General features: G+C 70.0%; 22 protein-coding genes and 1 pseudogene. 11 read left to right on the forward strand and 12 right to left on the reverse strand.

Features of this window, described 5'->3' with window-relative positions:
- Positions 1-8 precede the first annotated feature (8 nt).
- Both ABD798_RS04840 and ABD798_RS37185 read left to right on the forward strand, forming a co-directional pair.
- Complete coding sequence (locus ABD798_RS04840) at positions 9-593, forward strand: 5-formyltetrahydrofolate cyclo-ligase (protein WP_344871295.1); 585 nt, start codon at positions 9-11, stop codon at positions 591-593.
- 98 nt (positions 594-691) lie between these two features.
- Positions 692-832 (forward strand): annotated as a pseudogene (locus ABD798_RS37185) (FmdB family zinc ribbon protein); the annotation flags it as partial.
- A 14-nt stretch (positions 833-846) separates the two neighbouring features.
- Here ABD798_RS37185 and ABD798_RS37190 read toward each other — a convergent pair.
- On the reverse strand, positions 847-1,023 hold the full coding sequence (locus tag ABD798_RS37190) for a hypothetical protein (RefSeq protein ID WP_425549194.1): 177 nt from the start codon (positions 1,021-1,023) through the stop codon (positions 847-849).
- A 147-nt stretch (positions 1,024-1,170) separates the two neighbouring features.
- Here ABD798_RS37190 and ABD798_RS04850 point away from each other — a divergent pair, with 147 nt between their 5' ends.
- The 3 genes from ABD798_RS04850 (at position 1,171) to ABD798_RS04860 (ending at position 2,574) form a co-directional block, all read left to right on the forward strand.
- The gene (locus ABD798_RS04850) at positions 1,171-1,800 is read left to right on the forward strand and encodes an SAF domain-containing protein (RefSeq protein WP_344871297.1); all 630 of its coding nucleotides are present in this window, start codon (positions 1,171-1,173) and stop codon (positions 1,798-1,800) included.
- Positions 1,801-1,848: 48 nt separating this feature from the next.
- A complete protein-coding gene (gene mscL / locus ABD798_RS04855; RefSeq protein ID WP_344871298.1) occupies positions 1,849-2,250 on the forward strand; it encodes a large-conductance mechanosensitive channel protein MscL in 402 nt (133 codons plus the stop codon).
- An 81-nt stretch (positions 2,251-2,331) separates the two neighbouring features.
- A complete protein-coding gene (locus tag ABD798_RS04860; RefSeq protein WP_086820102.1) occupies positions 2,332-2,574 on the forward strand; it encodes an antitoxin in 243 nt (80 codons plus the stop codon).
- Positions 2,575-2,654: 80 nt separating this feature from the next.
- Here ABD798_RS04860 and ABD798_RS04865 read toward each other — a convergent pair whose 3' ends face one another.
- The 8 genes from ABD798_RS04865 to ABD798_RS04900 all read right to left on the reverse strand — a co-directional run bounded on the left by ABD798_RS04865 (position 2,655) and on the right by ABD798_RS04900 (position 10,008).
- Entirely contained in the window at positions 2,655-2,831 is a 177-nt protein-coding gene (locus ABD798_RS04865) for a hypothetical protein (RefSeq protein ID WP_344871299.1), read from the reverse strand.
- A 10-nt stretch (positions 2,832-2,841) separates the two neighbouring features.
- Entirely contained in the window at positions 2,842-3,339 is a 498-nt protein-coding gene (locus tag ABD798_RS04870; protein WP_086820149.1) for a MogA/MoaB family molybdenum cofactor biosynthesis protein, read from the reverse strand.
- Positions 3,340-3,487: 148 nt separating this feature from the next.
- Entirely contained in the window at positions 3,488-4,837 is a 1,350-nt protein-coding gene (locus ABD798_RS04875) for a S1C family serine protease (RefSeq protein WP_344871300.1), read from the reverse strand.
- Positions 4,838-4,912: 75 nt separating this feature from the next.
- The gene (gene galT, locus ABD798_RS04880; protein ID WP_344871301.1) at positions 4,913-5,995 is read right to left on the reverse strand and encodes a galactose-1-phosphate uridylyltransferase; all 1,083 of its coding nucleotides are present in this window, start codon (positions 5,993-5,995) and stop codon (positions 4,913-4,915) included.
- Complete coding sequence (locus tag ABD798_RS04885; protein WP_344871302.1) at positions 5,992-6,798, reverse strand: DeoR/GlpR family DNA-binding transcription regulator; 807 nt, start codon at positions 6,796-6,798, stop codon at positions 5,992-5,994. The genes galT and ABD798_RS04885 overlap by 4 nt, the downstream gene beginning before the upstream one ends.
- A gap of 247 nt (positions 6,799-7,045) precedes the next feature.
- Complete coding sequence (locus ABD798_RS04890; protein WP_344872853.1) at positions 7,046-8,422, reverse strand: sensor histidine kinase; 1,377 nt, start codon at positions 8,420-8,422, stop codon at positions 7,046-7,048.
- Positions 8,423-8,436: 14 nt separating this feature from the next.
- Positions 8,437-9,132 (reverse strand): response regulator transcription factor, encoded by a 696-nt coding sequence (locus tag ABD798_RS04895; protein WP_344871303.1) that lies wholly within the window; start codon positions 9,130-9,132, stop codon positions 8,437-8,439.
- Positions 9,133-9,405: 273 nt separating this feature from the next.
- Positions 9,406-10,008: a trimeric intracellular cation channel family protein gene (locus ABD798_RS04900; protein WP_344871304.1), complete on the reverse strand. Its 603-nt coding sequence runs from the start codon at positions 10,006-10,008 to the stop codon at positions 9,406-9,408.
- Between the two features lie 62 nt (positions 10,009-10,070).
- On the opposite strand from ABD798_RS04900, the gene ABD798_RS04905 reads away from it, so the two are divergent.
- Both ABD798_RS04905 and ABD798_RS04910 read left to right on the forward strand, forming a co-directional pair.
- The gene (locus tag ABD798_RS04905; RefSeq protein ID WP_344871305.1) at positions 10,071-10,538 is read left to right on the forward strand and encodes a GNAT family N-acetyltransferase; all 468 of its coding nucleotides are present in this window, start codon (positions 10,071-10,073) and stop codon (positions 10,536-10,538) included.
- Between the two features lie 23 nt (positions 10,539-10,561).
- Positions 10,562-11,224 (forward strand): histidine phosphatase family protein, encoded by a 663-nt coding sequence (locus tag ABD798_RS04910; RefSeq protein ID WP_344871306.1) that lies wholly within the window; start codon positions 10,562-10,564, stop codon positions 11,222-11,224.
- Between the two features lie 85 nt (positions 11,225-11,309).
- Here ABD798_RS04910 and rpmF read toward each other — a convergent pair whose 3' ends face one another.
- From rpmF to mrf, 3 genes are read right to left on the reverse strand one after another with little or no spacing between them, the layout of a single operon-like run.
- Positions 11,310-11,471: a 50S ribosomal protein L32 gene (gene rpmF / locus ABD798_RS04915; RefSeq protein WP_344871307.1), complete on the reverse strand. Its 162-nt coding sequence runs from the start codon at positions 11,469-11,471 to the stop codon at positions 11,310-11,312.
- Entirely contained in the window at positions 11,471-11,719 is a 249-nt protein-coding gene (locus tag ABD798_RS04920) for a type B 50S ribosomal protein L31 (RefSeq protein ID WP_344871308.1), read from the reverse strand. Before ABD798_RS04920 ends, rpmF begins: the two co-directional genes overlap by 1 nt.
- Complete coding sequence (mrf, locus tag ABD798_RS04925) at positions 11,716-12,942, reverse strand: ribosome hibernation factor-recruiting GTPase MRF (RefSeq protein WP_344871309.1); 1,227 nt, start codon at positions 12,940-12,942, stop codon at positions 11,716-11,718. Before mrf ends, ABD798_RS04920 begins: the two co-directional genes overlap by 4 nt.
- A 105-nt stretch (positions 12,943-13,047) precedes the next feature.
- On the opposite strand from mrf, the gene rpmB reads away from it, so the two are divergent.
- Genes rpmB through rpsR form a run of 4 tightly spaced genes read left to right on the forward strand, consistent with a single transcriptional unit; the run spans position 13,048 to position 13,996 of the window.
- Positions 13,048-13,284, forward strand: a complete 237-nt coding sequence (gene rpmB, locus ABD798_RS04930; protein WP_344871310.1) for a 50S ribosomal protein L28 — start codon at positions 13,048-13,050, stop codon at positions 13,282-13,284.
- Positions 13,284-13,448, forward strand: coding sequence for a 50S ribosomal protein L33 (gene rpmG, locus ABD798_RS04935; RefSeq protein ID WP_086820091.1), 165 nt, complete (start codon positions 13,284-13,286; stop codon positions 13,446-13,448). The genes rpmB and rpmG overlap by 1 nt, the downstream gene beginning before the upstream one ends.
- Before the next feature lies 1 nt (position 13,449).
- Positions 13,450-13,755, forward strand: coding sequence for a 30S ribosomal protein S14 (gene rpsN, locus ABD798_RS04940; protein WP_344871311.1), 306 nt, complete (start codon positions 13,450-13,452; stop codon positions 13,753-13,755).
- 4 nt (positions 13,756-13,759) lie between these two features.
- A complete protein-coding gene (gene rpsR, locus ABD798_RS04945) occupies positions 13,760-13,996 on the forward strand; it encodes a 30S ribosomal protein S18 (RefSeq protein ID WP_344871312.1) in 237 nt (78 codons plus the stop codon).
- The last annotated feature ends 6 nt before the right edge of the window (positions 13,997-14,002 follow it).

A 14,002-nucleotide genomic window follows, 5' to 3' on the forward strand; every position in this document is an offset into this window, starting at 1 on the left:
CACTTTTCGTGGCTTCGGAAGATCTCATAAGGCAGGCGAAGAAGGCGTGGCGCGAGCGGCTGTCCCACGGCAGGGCGGCCCTGTCGGAGCGGGTGCTCGCGGACCGCGCGGAGGCGCTGGCCCGCACCCTGTCCGACTGGGCGGCCACCTGCTCCGGCGGAACCGTCTGCGCCTACGCCCCGATCGGCGCGGAGCCCGGTTCACCTGCGTTGTTGTCCTCCCTTCTCGATGCTGGTTGCCGTGTGCTGCTGCCCGTGGTGACCGGCAGGAGCCCTCTGGCGTGGTCCGAGCACACCGGGGAACTGCTGCCCGCCAGGTACGGGCTTCTCGAACCGCCCGGTCCGCGCCTGGACGCGTCGGCGATCGGCGAGGCGGACGCGGTGCTGGTCCCGGCGCTGGCCGTGGACCGGCGAGGCGTCCGGCTCGGGCGCGGGGCCGGGCACTACGACAGGTCGCTGCCGTTGATCCGTCCCGGCACGCCCCTGATCGCGGTGGTTCACCCGGAGGAGTTCGTCGACGAGCTTCCCGGTGAGGAGCACGACATCCGCATGACGGCGGTGCTGGTCCCGCACGCGGACGTGCGACCTCTCTGACCCGGGGTGTTTGCGCTCCGGGGCCGAAGTGGCGCATCATCGTATTAGCACTCATCACTGTTGAGTGCCAGTCGCTTGACAGTTCGCGGAGGGACGTCGTGCCGACCTACCAGTACGCCTGCACTGAGTGCGAGCACCGCTTCGAGCAGTTCCAGTCGTTCAGCGACGACGCTCTCACGACGTGCCCGGAGTGCTCCGGCAAGCTGCGCAAGCTGTTCGGTTCGGTCGGCATCGTGTTCAAGGGGAGCGGCTTCTACCGCACCGACAGCCGGTCGGGCAGCAGCTCCACGGTGGGCGCCTCCTCTGATTCGTCCTCTTCGGACAGCAAGCCGAAGTCCTCCTCCACCGAGTCCTCGTCCGGGTCGTCCGGGTCTTCTTCGGACTCGTCGAAGTCGACGTCCTCATCCTCCACCACGACCCCGACGGCCAAGGCCTCCGCGGCCTCCTGAGGGCACCTGATCCGGCTAGTTGTCCACATCGGCACCAGTTGTCCACAACTTCGCCGACGACGGCCGGACCGCACCCCATCACCTCCTAACGTCGAAGTCGCTGACCCACGACGACTTCAGGAGGCTCGATGGGCGGAACACTGGCGCCGCTGCCCCGCGACCGGATAGGGCGGTTGCTGCGTGGCCGCGTCGTTCTCCTCCGCAGGCTGCTGACGGCGCTTCTCGTTGCCCTGGCGGCATTTCTGGCCTGCGCGCCACCGGCGGAGAGCGTGCACGTCCTCGTCGCCGCCCGGGATCTGGCGCCCGGCGCGGTCCTCAACGCCGATGACGTGCGGCCGCACGCCTTCACCACGGACTCGGTGCCCGACGGCGCACTCCCCGTCGCCACAACGGTTTCCGGGCGATTACTCGTGGGCGCGGCGCGACGCGGGGAACCGCTGACCGACCTGCGCCTCGCCGGGCCCGAGCTCACCGGACTGGCCACCGGTGACGTCAACGGTGCGGCGGTCGCGGTGCGCCCCGCCGATCCCGGAGTCGCCGATCTGCTGCGCGCGGGTAGCCGGGTGGACGTGATCGCCCAGGAGTCGACCGTGCTCGCCGAGGATGCCGTGGTGCTCGCGGTTCGCGGTGAGAACGACGGGCACCGCGCGGCCAATCGCGCGAACCGCCTCGTCGTCCTCGCGCTGACCAGGGAGGACGCCACGAGGGTTGCGGCGGCCGGGCTCACCCGACCGGTGGCGATCACGCTGCGGAAGTGACTGTTTACTCTGTGCGGGCCAGTCGGCACAGAACCAAAAGGGGCAGCAGTGCTTAAGGGCTTCAAAGACTTCATCATGCGCGGCAACGTGGTCGAGCTCGCGGTCGCCGTGGTCATCGGCAGCGCGTTCACCGCGATCGTCACGGCGTTCACCACCGGCATCATCAAGCCGCTGATCAACTCCATCGGTGGCTCGGACCCGGCGCAGGGTCTGGGCTTCCAGATCATCGGTGACAAGCCGTCCACGTTCATCGACCTGGGCACCGTGATCAACGCGGCGATCAACTTCCTGATCGTCGCCGCGGTGGTCTACTTCGTCCTCGTCCTGCCGATCAAGAAGATCCAGGAGCGGCGCGAGCGGGGCAAGGAGGCCGGTCCGTCGAAGCCGACCGATGTCGAGCTGCTGACCGAGATCCGCGACCTGCTGCAGGAGCGCAACGCCCAGCGCTGAGCCGCGACCACTGCGCCGGTGCGCCGTCCTGGGTAGCGTCGGAACCAGGACGGCACACCGCTGCGGTGGAGGGACAAGGCAATGAGCTTCCTGGACAAGGCCAAGGAACTCGCCAACCAGGCGAAGGAGAAGGTCGGCCCGCTCGCGGAGCAGGCCAAGGAGAAGGCGGGTCCGCTCGCCGAGAAGGCCGGTGACGCCGCGGCGCGCGGGGTCGACCTGGCCGCCTCGAAGCTGGACAAGGCCACGGGCGGGAAGTACCACGACAAGATCGAGGACGTCAGCACCAAGCTGGAGAACGTCCTCGACCCCGACCGCAAGAAGTAGACAGGTCCCCAGAGGCTCGTTCCGTACTCACGACAGGATTGGGAAGCGCTCTTTTCCCTGTCGTGAGTACGAAACGGGTGTCAGGTGTCGTGGTGGGGCGGGCGGTTCTCGTAGTACCAGGTGTCGGCGGCGCGGTCGGAGCGCTCGCTCGGATCGCGCTCGTCGGAGGTGGTCTCCGGGAGCACGTCACCGAAGAGCTCGTCGAGCTTCCTGCGACGCTCCTCGGCCTGCTTGCGCTCGGCTGATTCGCCCGTCACCGACGCCGCCTCACGCCTCTTCGATGCCGGAGAGCTGCTCGATCACGTGCTGCACCAACGGGGTCAGCGTGGCCATGCCGTCGCGAACCGAGGAGCGCGATGCGGCGAGGTTGACCACGAGCGTGCTGCCGGAGACCCCGACGACGCCGCGCGAGATGCCCGCGTCCACGGCTCCGGCGGCCAGGCCGGAGGCGCGGAGCGCCTCGGCGACACCGGGCAGCGGGCGGTCGAGCACGCCGACCGTGGCGTCCGGGGTGACATCGCGCGGGGACACACCGGTGCCACCGACGGTGATCACCAGGTCGACGCCGCCGATGACCGCGGTGTTGAGGGCGTTGCGGATCTCCACGATCTCGCCGGCGACCGCGACGGTGCCGTCCACGATGAAGCCTGCTTCTTCGAGCAGCTCGGTGACCAGCGGCCCGGTGGTGTCCTCGTGTTCGCCGTGCGCCAGGCGGTCGTCGACGAGCACGACGAGGGCACGGCCGAGCTTCGCGGTGCGTTCCATGAGGAGCACGTTAGTCGGCTCGGGCATGCCGTGCGTGGACGGTTCGACGATCAGGTTCGGTCTCATCTGCTCCCCCGGGGATCGGACAGGACGGAGCGCGGGCCCCCGGCGCGAGGGCGAGCCGGGAACCCGCGTTCCTGCGAGGAGGTCAGCCTCCGCTGAGCACCCTGCTGCCCAGCGTCAGCTCGACCTCGCGTTCGGTGCCACCGCTGGCGACGGTGACCTTGACCTTGGAGTTCGGGTCGTGCGAGCGGACCGCGGCGATCAGCGAGTCGGTGTCGTTGATCCGCCGGCCGTCCAGCTTGGTGATCACGTCGCCCTGCTTGATGCCCGCCGCCTCGGCCGCCGAGTTGGGCTCGACGGTGCCGACGGCCGCGCCGTTGGTCGCGGCCGAGCGCTGCTGCTGCGGCGCGAGCGTCACCCCGAGCACGGCGTGGGTGGCCTTGCCGTTGGCGCGCAGCTCGTTGGCGATGCGCATGGCCTGGTCGATCGGGATGGCGAAGCCGAGTCCGATGGAGCCGCCGGACTGCTGCTGGCCGCCGCTGGCCGTCTTGATCGCGGTGTTGATGCCGATGACCTTGCCGCTCATGTCCACCAGCGGGCCGCCGGAGTTGCCGGGGTTGATCGCGGCGTCGGTCTGCACCGCGTCCATCACGGTGCTGTCGCCCGCCTCGTTGCCGGTGCGCACGGGCCGCTGGAGCGCGCTGACGATGCCGCTGGTGACCGTGTTGCTGAGGCCGAACGGGGCGCCGATGGCCACGACCTGCTGGCCGACACGGAGGTTGCCGGAGCGGCCGAGCTCGACCGGGGTGAGCCCGGTGACGCCCTCGGCCTTCACCACGGCGAGGTCGGAGGTGGGGTCGACGCCGATGATCTTGGCGGGCGCGGTCCTGCCGTCCTTGAACTGGATGCGGATCTGGCCGCCCCCGGCCGCCGCCTCCTCGACCACGTGGTTGTTGGTCAGGATCATGCCGTCGGAGCTGAGCACGACGCCGGAGCCCGAGCCGCTCTGCGTCTGCAGCTGCACGACGCTCGGCAGCACCTTCTGCGCGACGGCCTCCACGGTGCCCGCCGGAGCGGGGCTGTTCACGTTGCTGGCGTCGGGCCGGGGCGCGTCGAGCGCGTTGTAGGAGCTGCCGTTGAGCGCGAGGTTGTAGCCGAGCAGACCACCACCGACGCCACCCGCCGCACCGCCGAGCAGCGCGAAGATCAGCGCGCCCGCGACGAGCTTGCCCTTGCCGGACTTCGGCTTGGGCTGCGGTTGCGCGAACACCTGCTGCGGCTGTCCCTGCACGGGGATGCCGAGCGGGTTGGTCAGCGGACCGTTGTCCTGCTGCGGGTAGGACTGGCCGCCGTAGGCCACGTGCGAGCCCACGTGCGGCTGCTGCTGGGCAGCGTTGGCCTCCGGCGCACCCGGCTGCTGCTGGGTGGTGGCCTCGGTCGGCTGCTGCGGGCGCTCAGGCTGTCCGCCCGAGGCGCCGGAGGTGTTGTCCGTCATGGGAACCACTCTGGAGTGCCGACCTGAGAAGAGGCTTAGACACGCCTGGGGTTCGCTTATGGATACGCCGTCAATTCACCCGGAGGCACGCAGCCGTTCGGCGATCTGCTCCGGCGTAGCGTCGTTGACCCACACCGCCATCCCGGACTCCGAGCCCGCCAGGTACTTCAGCTTGTCCGCGGTGCGCAGCACGGAGAACACCTGGAGGTGCAGCCAGGAGTGCTCGCGACCGACGCGGACCGGGGCCTGGTGCCAGGCGGCGATGTAGGGCAACGGCTTGTCGTAGAGCCCGTCGAGCCTGCCGAGCACGTCGAGGTAGAGCCGGCCGAAGTCGTCGCGCTCGGCGTCGCTGAGCGCGGGGATGTCGGGGACCTGGCGGTGCGGCACGAGGAGCACCTCGACCGGCCACCGCGCGGCGGCGGGCACGAACGCGGTCCAGTGCTCCGTGGAGCTGATCACGCGGATCTCCGCGGTGCGCTCGGCGGCGAGCACGTCGCCGAGGACGTGGCGCCCGTGCTCGGCGTGGTACTCACGGGCCGTGGCGAGCATGCGCTCCGTGCGCGGCGTGACGAACGGGTAGCCGTAGATCTGGCCGTGCGGGTGGTGCAGCGTCACGCCGATCTCTTCGCCTCGGTTCTCGAAGCAGAACACCTGCTCCACACCGGGCAGCGCGCTGAGCGTGCGCGTGCGGTCGGCCCACGCGTCCACGACGGTGCGCACCCGCGTCGGGCTGAGCCCGCCGAAGGAGGACTCGTGGTCGGAGGTGAAGCAGACGACCTCGCAGCGGCCGAGCCCTCCCGCCTGCTCGACCATGGGCATTCCGTCCACAGTGGACGGTAGGGCGGGAACGCCCTGGGCGAAGGACGGGAAGCGGTTCTCGAAGACCACCACGTCGTAGCTCGACTCGGGGATCTCCGTCGGCCTTCCCGGCGAGGTCGGGCACAGCGGGCACAGGTCGGCCGGCGGCTTGTAGATGCGGGTCTGCCGGTGCGCGGCCATCCCGACCCATTCCCCGGTCAGCGGGTCGCGGCGGATCTCCGAGCGCGGCGCCTGCTCGGGCAGGTCGCGCGTGTCCTTCGCGGTGCGCGGCGCGGTCTCGGTGTCGTCGAAGTAGATGATCTCGCGGCCGTCCGCGAGGTGGTTGCTGCTGCGCCTCACGCGCCGACCTCCGGCTGAGTCCTGCGGGCGGGAACGGGGGCGAGCACCAGCTCGTCGACGTGCTCGGAGAGGACCTCGCGCGCGCCCTCGTCCAGGCCCTCGTCGCTGACCAGCACGTGCGCCTCGTCCAGCTGGGCGATGGTGGAGATGCCGACCGTGGCCCACTTGGTGTGGTCGGCGAGCACCACGAGGTTGCTCGCGGCGTCGACCAGCGCGCGGTCGGTCTCGCTCTCGTTGAGGTTGGGCGTGGTGAAGCCCGCGTTCAGCGCCATCCCGTGCACGCCGAGGAACACCAGGTCCAGGTGCAGCGAGCGCAGCGCCTGCACCGCGACCGGGCCGACGAGCGCGTCGGAGGGCGTGCGCACGCCGCCGGTGAGCACCACTGTCCGGTCGGTGCGTCCGCGCTGCTGGAGCACGTCGGCGACGCGGATCGAGTTGGTGACGACGGTCAGGTCGGCCACGTCGTCGAGATAGCGCGCCAGGGTCCAGGTCGTGGTCCCCGCCGAGAGGCCGATCGCCGTGCCGGGCCGCACGAGTTCGGCGGCCATCGCGGCGATGGCCTCCTTCTCCGGGAGCTGGCGGACGGACTTGGCCTCGAAACCGGGCTCGTCCGTGCTGCGCCCGGTCGCCGAGGTCGCGCCGCCGTAGACCTTTTCCACCTGGCCGCGCCGGGCGAGCGCGTCGAGGTCCCTGCGCACGGTCATGTCGGAGACGCCGAGCCTGGTCACCAGGTCGCTGACCCGCACGGCGCCGGTCCTGCGCACCTCTTCCAGGATCACCGCCTGTCGTTGCCGCGCCAGCACCGCGCACCTCTTCCCCTTGACGGCTCCACCCACCCAGCCTGACCCAGCCCGAGGGGCAACGTCAACACAGTCAAACACGAAGTCGCGTCCGAGTTGAGCCCTTTCCGGAAGATCACTGATCACCAATCCGCCGGAAAACGGCGGCAGAATCGGATATTCGGTGCTCAGCAGGGCTATCGGTCGCCTTGTTCGAGTTCGTTCGGTGGCGAGCGGCCTGGCCGTCAAGCGAACAGGATCGATCGCGGACTCAGCCGGGACGCCCGGGGAGCCAGATCGACATGAGCGCTCCGCCCTCGGGGGCGTGCCCTGCGGTCGCGGTGCCGCCGTGGCGCTCGGCGACCTGCTTGACGATGGCCAGGCCCAGGCCGGAGCCGGGCAGCGTGCGCGCCTCCGACGACCGGTAGAACCGCTCGAACACGTGCGGCAGGTCCGCGTCCGCGATGCCCCGGCCCGCGTCCGCCACTTCGAGGAGCGCGACGCCCTGCCCGGCCTGGCGCAGCTCGACGCGGACACGACCGCCCGGCGGACTCCACTTCGCGGCGTTGTCCAACAGGTTCAGCGCGGCGCGCTCCAACGCGTTCGCGTCACCGTCGAGCACCCACGGCCGCAGACTCGCCTCGAACTCCAGGCTCGGCGCGCGGCGGCGGGCGCGTTCGAGCGCGCGCTCCACCACGTCCACCATCTCGACCGGCTCGTGCACCACGCCGGGGGCGTCGTCACGGGCGAGCTCGACGAGGTCACCGACCAGAGTGGACAGTTCGTTGACCTGTGCGCGGACGTCCTCGTAGATCTCCGAGCGGTCCTCTTCGGAGAGGTTCGGCGTGTCGGGGCGCTGCGAGGCCAGCAGCAGTTCCAGGTTGGTGCGCAAGGAAGTCAGCGGTGTGCGCAGCTCGTGCCCGGCGTCGGCGACGAGCCTGCGCTGGCGCTCCTGGGACTCCGAGAGCGCGGCGAGCATCGAGTTGAACGCCTGCGTGAGCCGCGCCAGCTCGTCGTCGCCGGTGATCGGGATCGGCCGTAGCTCCGCTGTGCGCGCGACGTGCTCGGCCGCCTCGGTCAGCCGCTTTACCGGTCTGAGACTGCCGCGCGCGACGGCCGTGCCCGCGGCGGCCGCGAGCAGGATGCCCGCGCCGCCGACCACGACGAGCACGACGCCGAGCTGGTTCAACGTCGCCTTGAGCGAGGCCAGCGACTGGCCGAGGACCAGCGCGAGCCCCGGCCGGATGTTCGCGGCCGCGATCTGCGTGTCGGTCTTGGCGTCGGACCTGCTGTTCGCGTCGTTCGTGCCGATGGCCACCGCGATCTCGTCCTGGCCGACGGCGGGCGCGGTGGAGCGGCCACCGCTGCCGACCTGGAGCGTGACGTGCCCGGTGCGGTCCACCTCCAGCAGCGCGACCTTCAGGCCGAAGATCTGGAACATGTCGCTGGGGAAGCCCTCGAAGTTGTCCCGCGCGATGGCGGTGCTGACCGCTTCCCGGGCCTGGTCCTCCAGCTTGGTCTCCAGCTGGTTGTACAGGCTGGAGCGCACGGTCACGTAGGCGGCGAGGGACACCAGGGCCACGGCGAAACCCACTCCGAAGGCGGCCAGCGCGGTGATCCTGGACTGGAGCGAGAAGCGCTGGCGCATCCCGGTCGGAACCGTCACGGAGCGGTCTCCCGGAGCACGTAGCCCACACCGCGCACGGTGTGCAGCAGCCGCGGTTCGCCCGAGGCCTCGGTCTTGCGGCGCAGGTAGCCCACGTACACCTCAAGCGCGTTGCCGGAGGTGGGGAAGTCGTAGCCCCACACCTCTTCGAGGATGCGACCGCGGGTGAGGACCTGGCGCGGGTGCGCGAGGAACAGCTCCAGCAACGAGAACTCGGTGCGCGTCAGGCTGATCGGCCGCTCTCCCCTGCGCACGTCCCTGGTGCCGGGGTCGAGTTCGAGGTCTGCGAAGCGCAGCGCAGGCGCCATCGCGCCCGCGTCGTCCTGGTTGGGGCCGGTGCGCCGGAGCAGGGCGCGCAGCCGCGCGAGCAGCTCTTCGAGCGCGAAGGGCTTGGGCAGGTAGTCGTCGGCGCCCGCGTCGAGGCCCGCGACCCGGTCGGACACCGCGTCACGTGCGGTGAGCACGAGGATCGGCAGGTCGTCCCCGGTGCTGCGGAGCCTGCGGCAGACCTCAAGGCCGTCCAGGCGCGGCATCATCACGTCGAGCACCATGGCGTCCGGCCTGCTGGCGCCGAGCTGTTCCAGTGCCTGCACACCGTCGCTGGCCATCTCGACCTGATAGCCGTTGAACTGCAACGACCGCCGCAGCGAGTCGCGAACGGCCCGGTCGTCGTCGACAACGAGGATGCGCATGGCACGTAGTCTGACCCGCCGCCCTGAGAGGTGCCTGAGAAGGGCCTGAACGCCGGCGAATAGTCATGACCGCGCAGGGCTCGTCCTCACGGTGTCGCTGGGGTTGGGGTGTCTTCAAGACCGGCAAACCCCTCTGCTGATCATCGCTAACCGCCGCAAACCCAGCGGCCTTGCAGGGGTTTGCTGTGGTTGGAGACGGTTGAGGTGGGGGTTGCGTGGTCTTGAAGACCTGCAAACCTGATGACTTGCAGGACAGGGCCTGGTCCGTGGGCCTCAGGACTCGCGAGGCAGGGGTGCGTTCCACTTCCGCCACAGCGCGAGCACGCGGACCGTCACGATCAGCACGGCACCGGCGAGCACGGTCGGCCCCTGCGGCAGGCCGATATCGCGCCCCACCACGACCACAACGGCGCCGAGCAGCGCCGCGACCGCGTAGATCTCGCGTTGCAGCACCACCGGGATCTCCCTGATCAGCACGTCGCGCAGGGCACCGCCGCCGATGCCCGTGGTCATGCCGATCAGGCAGGCGGTGTAGGCGGGCGCGCCCAGTTCGAGCGCGGTGATGGTGCCCGCGGTGGTGAACAGCCCGAGCCCGACCGCGTCGGCGAGCAGCATGGCGCGGCGCAGCTTGGCCATGTGCGGGTGGATCCAGAACACGATGAGGCCGGTCACCGCGGTCACCAGCAGGTAGCGCCAGTCGCGCAGACTCGTCGGCGGGCTGACGTCGAGCAGCACGTCCCGGATGATCCCGCCGCCGAGCGCGGTGGTCATGGCGAGGATCACCACGCCGAAGACGTCCAACCGGGCGCGGACCCCGGCGAGCGCACCGGACGCGGCGAACACGGCGATGCCGACCAGCTCCAACACGAGCAACACCCGGAGATCCTCCCCCAGGAAATCGCGTGCGGCGACGTGATCCTGACCGCGAAGATCGAGCCGTGGGCAACGAGATCACGCTGCGCCGGGCGCGGGCGGACGAGGCCGGGGCGCTCAGCGCGCTCGCTCAGCGGTCGAAAGCGCACTGGGGCTACGACGCGGAGTTCATGGCGGCCGTGCGCGCCGAGCTGACCTACAGCGCGGAACGGCTTTCGGAGGGCCTGTTCGTCGTGGCCGAGCGCGACGGCGAAGTGCTCGGGTTCTTCGGTCTGGACGGCACGGGACCGCGCGGTGAGCTGAGCAATCTGTGGGTCGATCCGCCGCACATCGGCACCGGTCTCGGCAGGCTGTTGTGGGCGGATGCGGTGCGAAACGCCCGGAATATGGGATGGACGGAGCTCGTCCTGGACGCGGAGCCCTACGCCGAAGGCTTCTATTTCGCGATGGGGGCTCGGGAAATTGGGGTGGTTGCATCAGGTTCTCTACCCGGTCGGACGCTGCGACAACTGATGTTCCCGCTGATGGAGTAGAGGAAAAAAGGCACGATAGAGACGTGCGGATCATCCTGCTGCGACACGCGGAAAGCCTCGGCAACGTCGATGAGCTCGCCTACTGCCGCATACCGGACCACGCCCTGCCGCTGACACCGCGGGGCGTGCAACAGGCGCGCGGCATGGCACCGCGCATGCGCCGCCTGCTCAGCCCTGGTCCCGTCGCCGCGTACGTCAGCCCCTACCTGCGCACGCGGCAGACCTTCGAGCTGATGGAGCTCAGCAATCTCATCGAACGGATAGTTCCCGAGCCCCGCCTGCGCGAACAGGACTGGGGCAACCTCCAGGACCCGGTCGACCAGGAGCGGCAGAAGCAGGAGCGGCACGCGTTCGGCCACTTCTTCTTCCGGCTGGCCCACGGCGAGTCCGGCGCGGACGTCGACGACCGCGTCGCGGGTTTCCTCACCGAGCTGGAGCGGCGGGTGGACAACGATCCCGCCCATCCGAAGAACGTGCTCGTGGTCTCCCACGGGCTCACGATGCGATTGCTGTGCCGTCGGCTCTTCAACTGGAGCATCGAATTGTTCGAATCGCTGTCGAACCCGCCGACCTGTGATTTCCGGGTCCTCGAACGGGACTCCACCGGCCGCTGGCACATGGACCGCCCGTTCACCCAGTGGCGCGAGTCCCCCGATGGTGAAACTCAGATCACCCAGGTGGCCTAGGCCTCTTTTGTGCTGAATGAGTCATTGAGGTACTTGAGCGCCCTCAATGACTCATTCAGCACGTAAGGCCAAGGCGCACCCTCACTCAGGAGGCGTAGCCGCGGCGGAACGCCTGGACCAGGTGGGGTGGGACGAGCAGTGCGCGGCCGTCCACGGTGATGGGGACGAGGGGCACGGGCGCTGCCTTCCACTGGGAGCGGCGGCTGCGGGTGTTGCTGCGCGACATGCGCCGCTTGGGGACGGCCATCAGCTTCTCCTGCCGTAGCGGCGGTGGAACTTCTCGACGCGTCCCGCCGTGTCGACCAGGCGCTGGTTGCCCGTCCAGAACGGGTGCGAGTCGCTGGTGACGTCGACGACGATCAACGGGTAGGTGTTGCCGTCCTCCCACTCCACGGTCTTCTCGGAGGTCGCCGTCGAGCGGGTCAGGAACGCCGTGCCCGTCGAGGAGTCCTTGAAGACCACCGGGTGGTACTCGGGGTGGATTCCGGTCTTCATCCTTCTTCCCTTCCTGTCCTCAAAGCGGAGTCCCGGTCGCCCGAGTCCTCGCAGGGGTCTGTGTGCCACTCGCCGAACGGGTCCTCGTAGGTGCGCCAAACCTCAGCGCCCTCGGCGAGTTCGGCATCGGTGAGCAGCGCCTCGTGCAGCGCTGAGGTGATCTCCTCCGGCGAAGCCAGGTGCGTGATCACGACCAGCTGCTGCTCGCGGTCGCCGTAGTAGGGGTCCCAGCGCAGCGAGGCCATCGCGACGCGCTCGGAGTCCACTTCGGACCAGTCCTCCGTGGTCGCCAGCCACGGCCCGGCGTGCGCGATGCGGAGCCCGCCGCCCGCCGACTCCACCCAGAGCGCGGCGTCCGGCTGGCTCGCCACCCAAAGGCGCCCGCGCGTGCGCACAACGCCTTCCAGCAGCACGTCGAGCGCGTCGTGCAGCCGCCCGGGGTGGAACGGCCTGCGCTCGTCGAAGAGCACCACGGAGATCCCGCAGTCCGGCTCCAACGGCGGCTGACCGCGCAGCAGCGGCTCGTGCGCGTCACCGACCTCGCCCTTGCGCGCCCGCGCCGGGACGGCCGCGACCAACGCGTCGAGATCGAGCCCGGGCAGGTCGGCACGCGGCAGTTCAGGGGCCAGCCGGTCCAGCACAGCGTCGGTCCGCGCCGCCGTCCACGCGTCAGGGGCGGCCCCGGCCACGATCACCGCGTCGGCGAACTCCACTTGCGCCACAACGACTTGAGCGATCGTGCGCTCGTCGTCGGCGCTCGCGGACATGCCGCGCTCGTACAGCGACTCCTCGCCGATCGCGTCCGCGAACCACGTCGCGGCGTCCACCGTGCTGACCACCGCGTCGATGCGCAGGCGCTCGGTGGCGACCCGGCCGTCGACGACCACGTGGTGCAGCGCCCAGCAGACCGCCTCGGGCTCCATCGCCGGGTCCAGGTGCAGCACGATCCGGCGCACGTCCGGCGCTTCGGCGAGCCGGAGCGCGACGGGGAGCAGGTCCTGGCGGAGCGTGCAGGAGACGCAGCCGTGCGCCAGTTCCAGCACTTCGGTCGCCCTGTGCTCGCCGTGGGTCAGGGTCCGCCGCACCACGCCCTGGACCACCTCGCGGAGGTCGTGGTGGAGCACCGCGGTCGTCGGGTCCGCGGCGGCGTGGCGGGCGACCTCGGCAACCGCGTCGGCGGCGAGGCCGGAGAGCAGCACCACCGGCACGCGCTGATCAGTCACGTCGGCTCCCTTGTTGACAACGATTTCCACTTTCAACGACGGTCACGCTACCCTGACTCCCGCCTTAACGAAAATCGGTATCGTTTTCATTCCCGAGGAGGACCCGTGTCAGCCAGGTGCCAGGTGACCGGCCGCGAACCCGGCTTCGGCAAGCAGGTCTCGCACTCCCACGTGCGGACCTCGCGCCGGTGGAACCCCAACATCCAGCGCAGGCGCTACTGGCTGGGCAGCGAGAACCGGTGGATCACGCTGCGGGTCTCCACCAAGGGCATCAAGACGATCGACAAGCGCGGCGTGGAGTCGGTCGTCGCCGAGATCCGCGCTCGCGGGGAGAAGGTCTGATGGCGCGCAACGAGGTCCGGCCGATCATCAAGCTCCGCTCGACCGCGGGGACCGGCTACACGTACGTGACCCGCAAGAACCGGCGCAACGACCCGGACCGCATGCGGCTCACCAAGTACGACCCGATCGTGCGCAGGCACGTCGAGTTCAAGGAGGAGCGCTGAGATGGCCAAGAAGTCCAAGATCGCCAAGAACGAGCAGCGCAAGGTGGTCGTTGCCCGCTACGCCGAGCGCCGCGCCGAGCTGAAGGAGGTCCTTCGCTCGCCGAAGTCCTCCGACGCCGAGCGCGAGGCGGCCGAGCGGGAGCTGCGGCGCCAGCCGCGCGACGCGAGCGCGACGAGGGTCCGCAACCGCGACTCCGTCGACGGCAGGCCGCGCGCGTACTTCCGCGCCTTCGGCCTGTCCCGCGTGCGCCTGCGTTCGATGGCCCACGCGGGCGAGCTGCCCGGCGTCAGCAAGTCGAGCTGGTGAGGCCATGACCCGGTTCACCGGCAAGAAGAAGCCCAACCTGCTCAAGCGCGAGCGGGTCACCGAAGTCGACTGGAAGGACTCCGCGCTGCTGCGGAAGTTCATCTCCGACCGGGGCAAGATCCGCTCCCGCCGCGTCACCGGTCTCACTCCGCAGGAGCAGCGCACGGTCGCCAGGGCGATCAAGAACGCCCGGGAGATGGCGCTGCTCCCCTACTCGGGCCCAGCTGGCGGGAAGCGGTAGTAGCGT

It is taken from the genome of Allokutzneria multivorans (genome assembly GCF_039537405.1).
Lineage (GTDB): Bacteria > Actinomycetota > Actinomycetes > Mycobacteriales > Pseudonocardiaceae > Allokutzneria > Allokutzneria multivorans.

What these genes read in the sequence shown, in the direction of transcription:
- rpsR (WP_344871312.1), top strand. Translation starts at nt 13,760, where the DNA reads ATGACCCGGTTCACCGGCAAGAAGAAGCCCAACCTGCTCAAGCGCGAG.
- rpmF (WP_344871307.1), bottom strand. Translation starts at nt 11,471, where the DNA reads ATGGCCGTCCCCAAGCGGCGCATGTCGCGCAGCAACACCCGCAGCCGC.
- ABD798_RS04890 (WP_344872853.1), bottom strand. Translation starts at nt 8,422, where the DNA reads ATGCGCCAGCGCTTCTCGCTCCAGTCCAGGATCACCGCGCTGGCCGCC.
- rpsN (WP_344871311.1), top strand. Translation starts at nt 13,450, where the DNA reads ATGGCCAAGAAGTCCAAGATCGCCAAGAACGAGCAGCGCAAGGTGGTC.
- rpmG (WP_086820091.1), top strand. Translation starts at nt 13,284, where the DNA reads ATGGCGCGCAACGAGGTCCGGCCGATCATCAAGCTCCGCTCGACCGCG.
- ABD798_RS04860 (WP_086820102.1), top strand. Translation starts at nt 2,332, where the DNA reads ATGAGCTTCCTGGACAAGGCCAAGGAACTCGCCAACCAGGCGAAGGAG.
- ABD798_RS04920 (WP_344871308.1), bottom strand. Translation starts at nt 11,719, where the DNA reads ATGAAGACCGGAATCCACCCCGAGTACCACCCGGTGGTCTTCAAGGAC.
- ABD798_RS04850 (WP_344871297.1), top strand. Translation starts at nt 1,171, where the DNA reads ATGGGCGGAACACTGGCGCCGCTGCCCCGCGACCGGATAGGGCGGTTG.
- ABD798_RS04875 (WP_344871300.1), bottom strand. Translation starts at nt 4,837, where the DNA reads ATGACGGACAACACCTCCGGCGCCTCGGGCGGACAGCCTGAGCGCCCG.
- ABD798_RS04895 (WP_344871303.1), bottom strand. Translation starts at nt 9,132, where the DNA reads ATGCGCATCCTCGTTGTCGACGACGACCGGGCCGTTCGCGACTCGCTG.
- ABD798_RS04870 (WP_086820149.1), bottom strand. Translation starts at nt 3,339, where the DNA reads ATGGAACGCACCGCGAAGCTCGGCCGTGCCCTCGTCGTGCTCGTCGAC.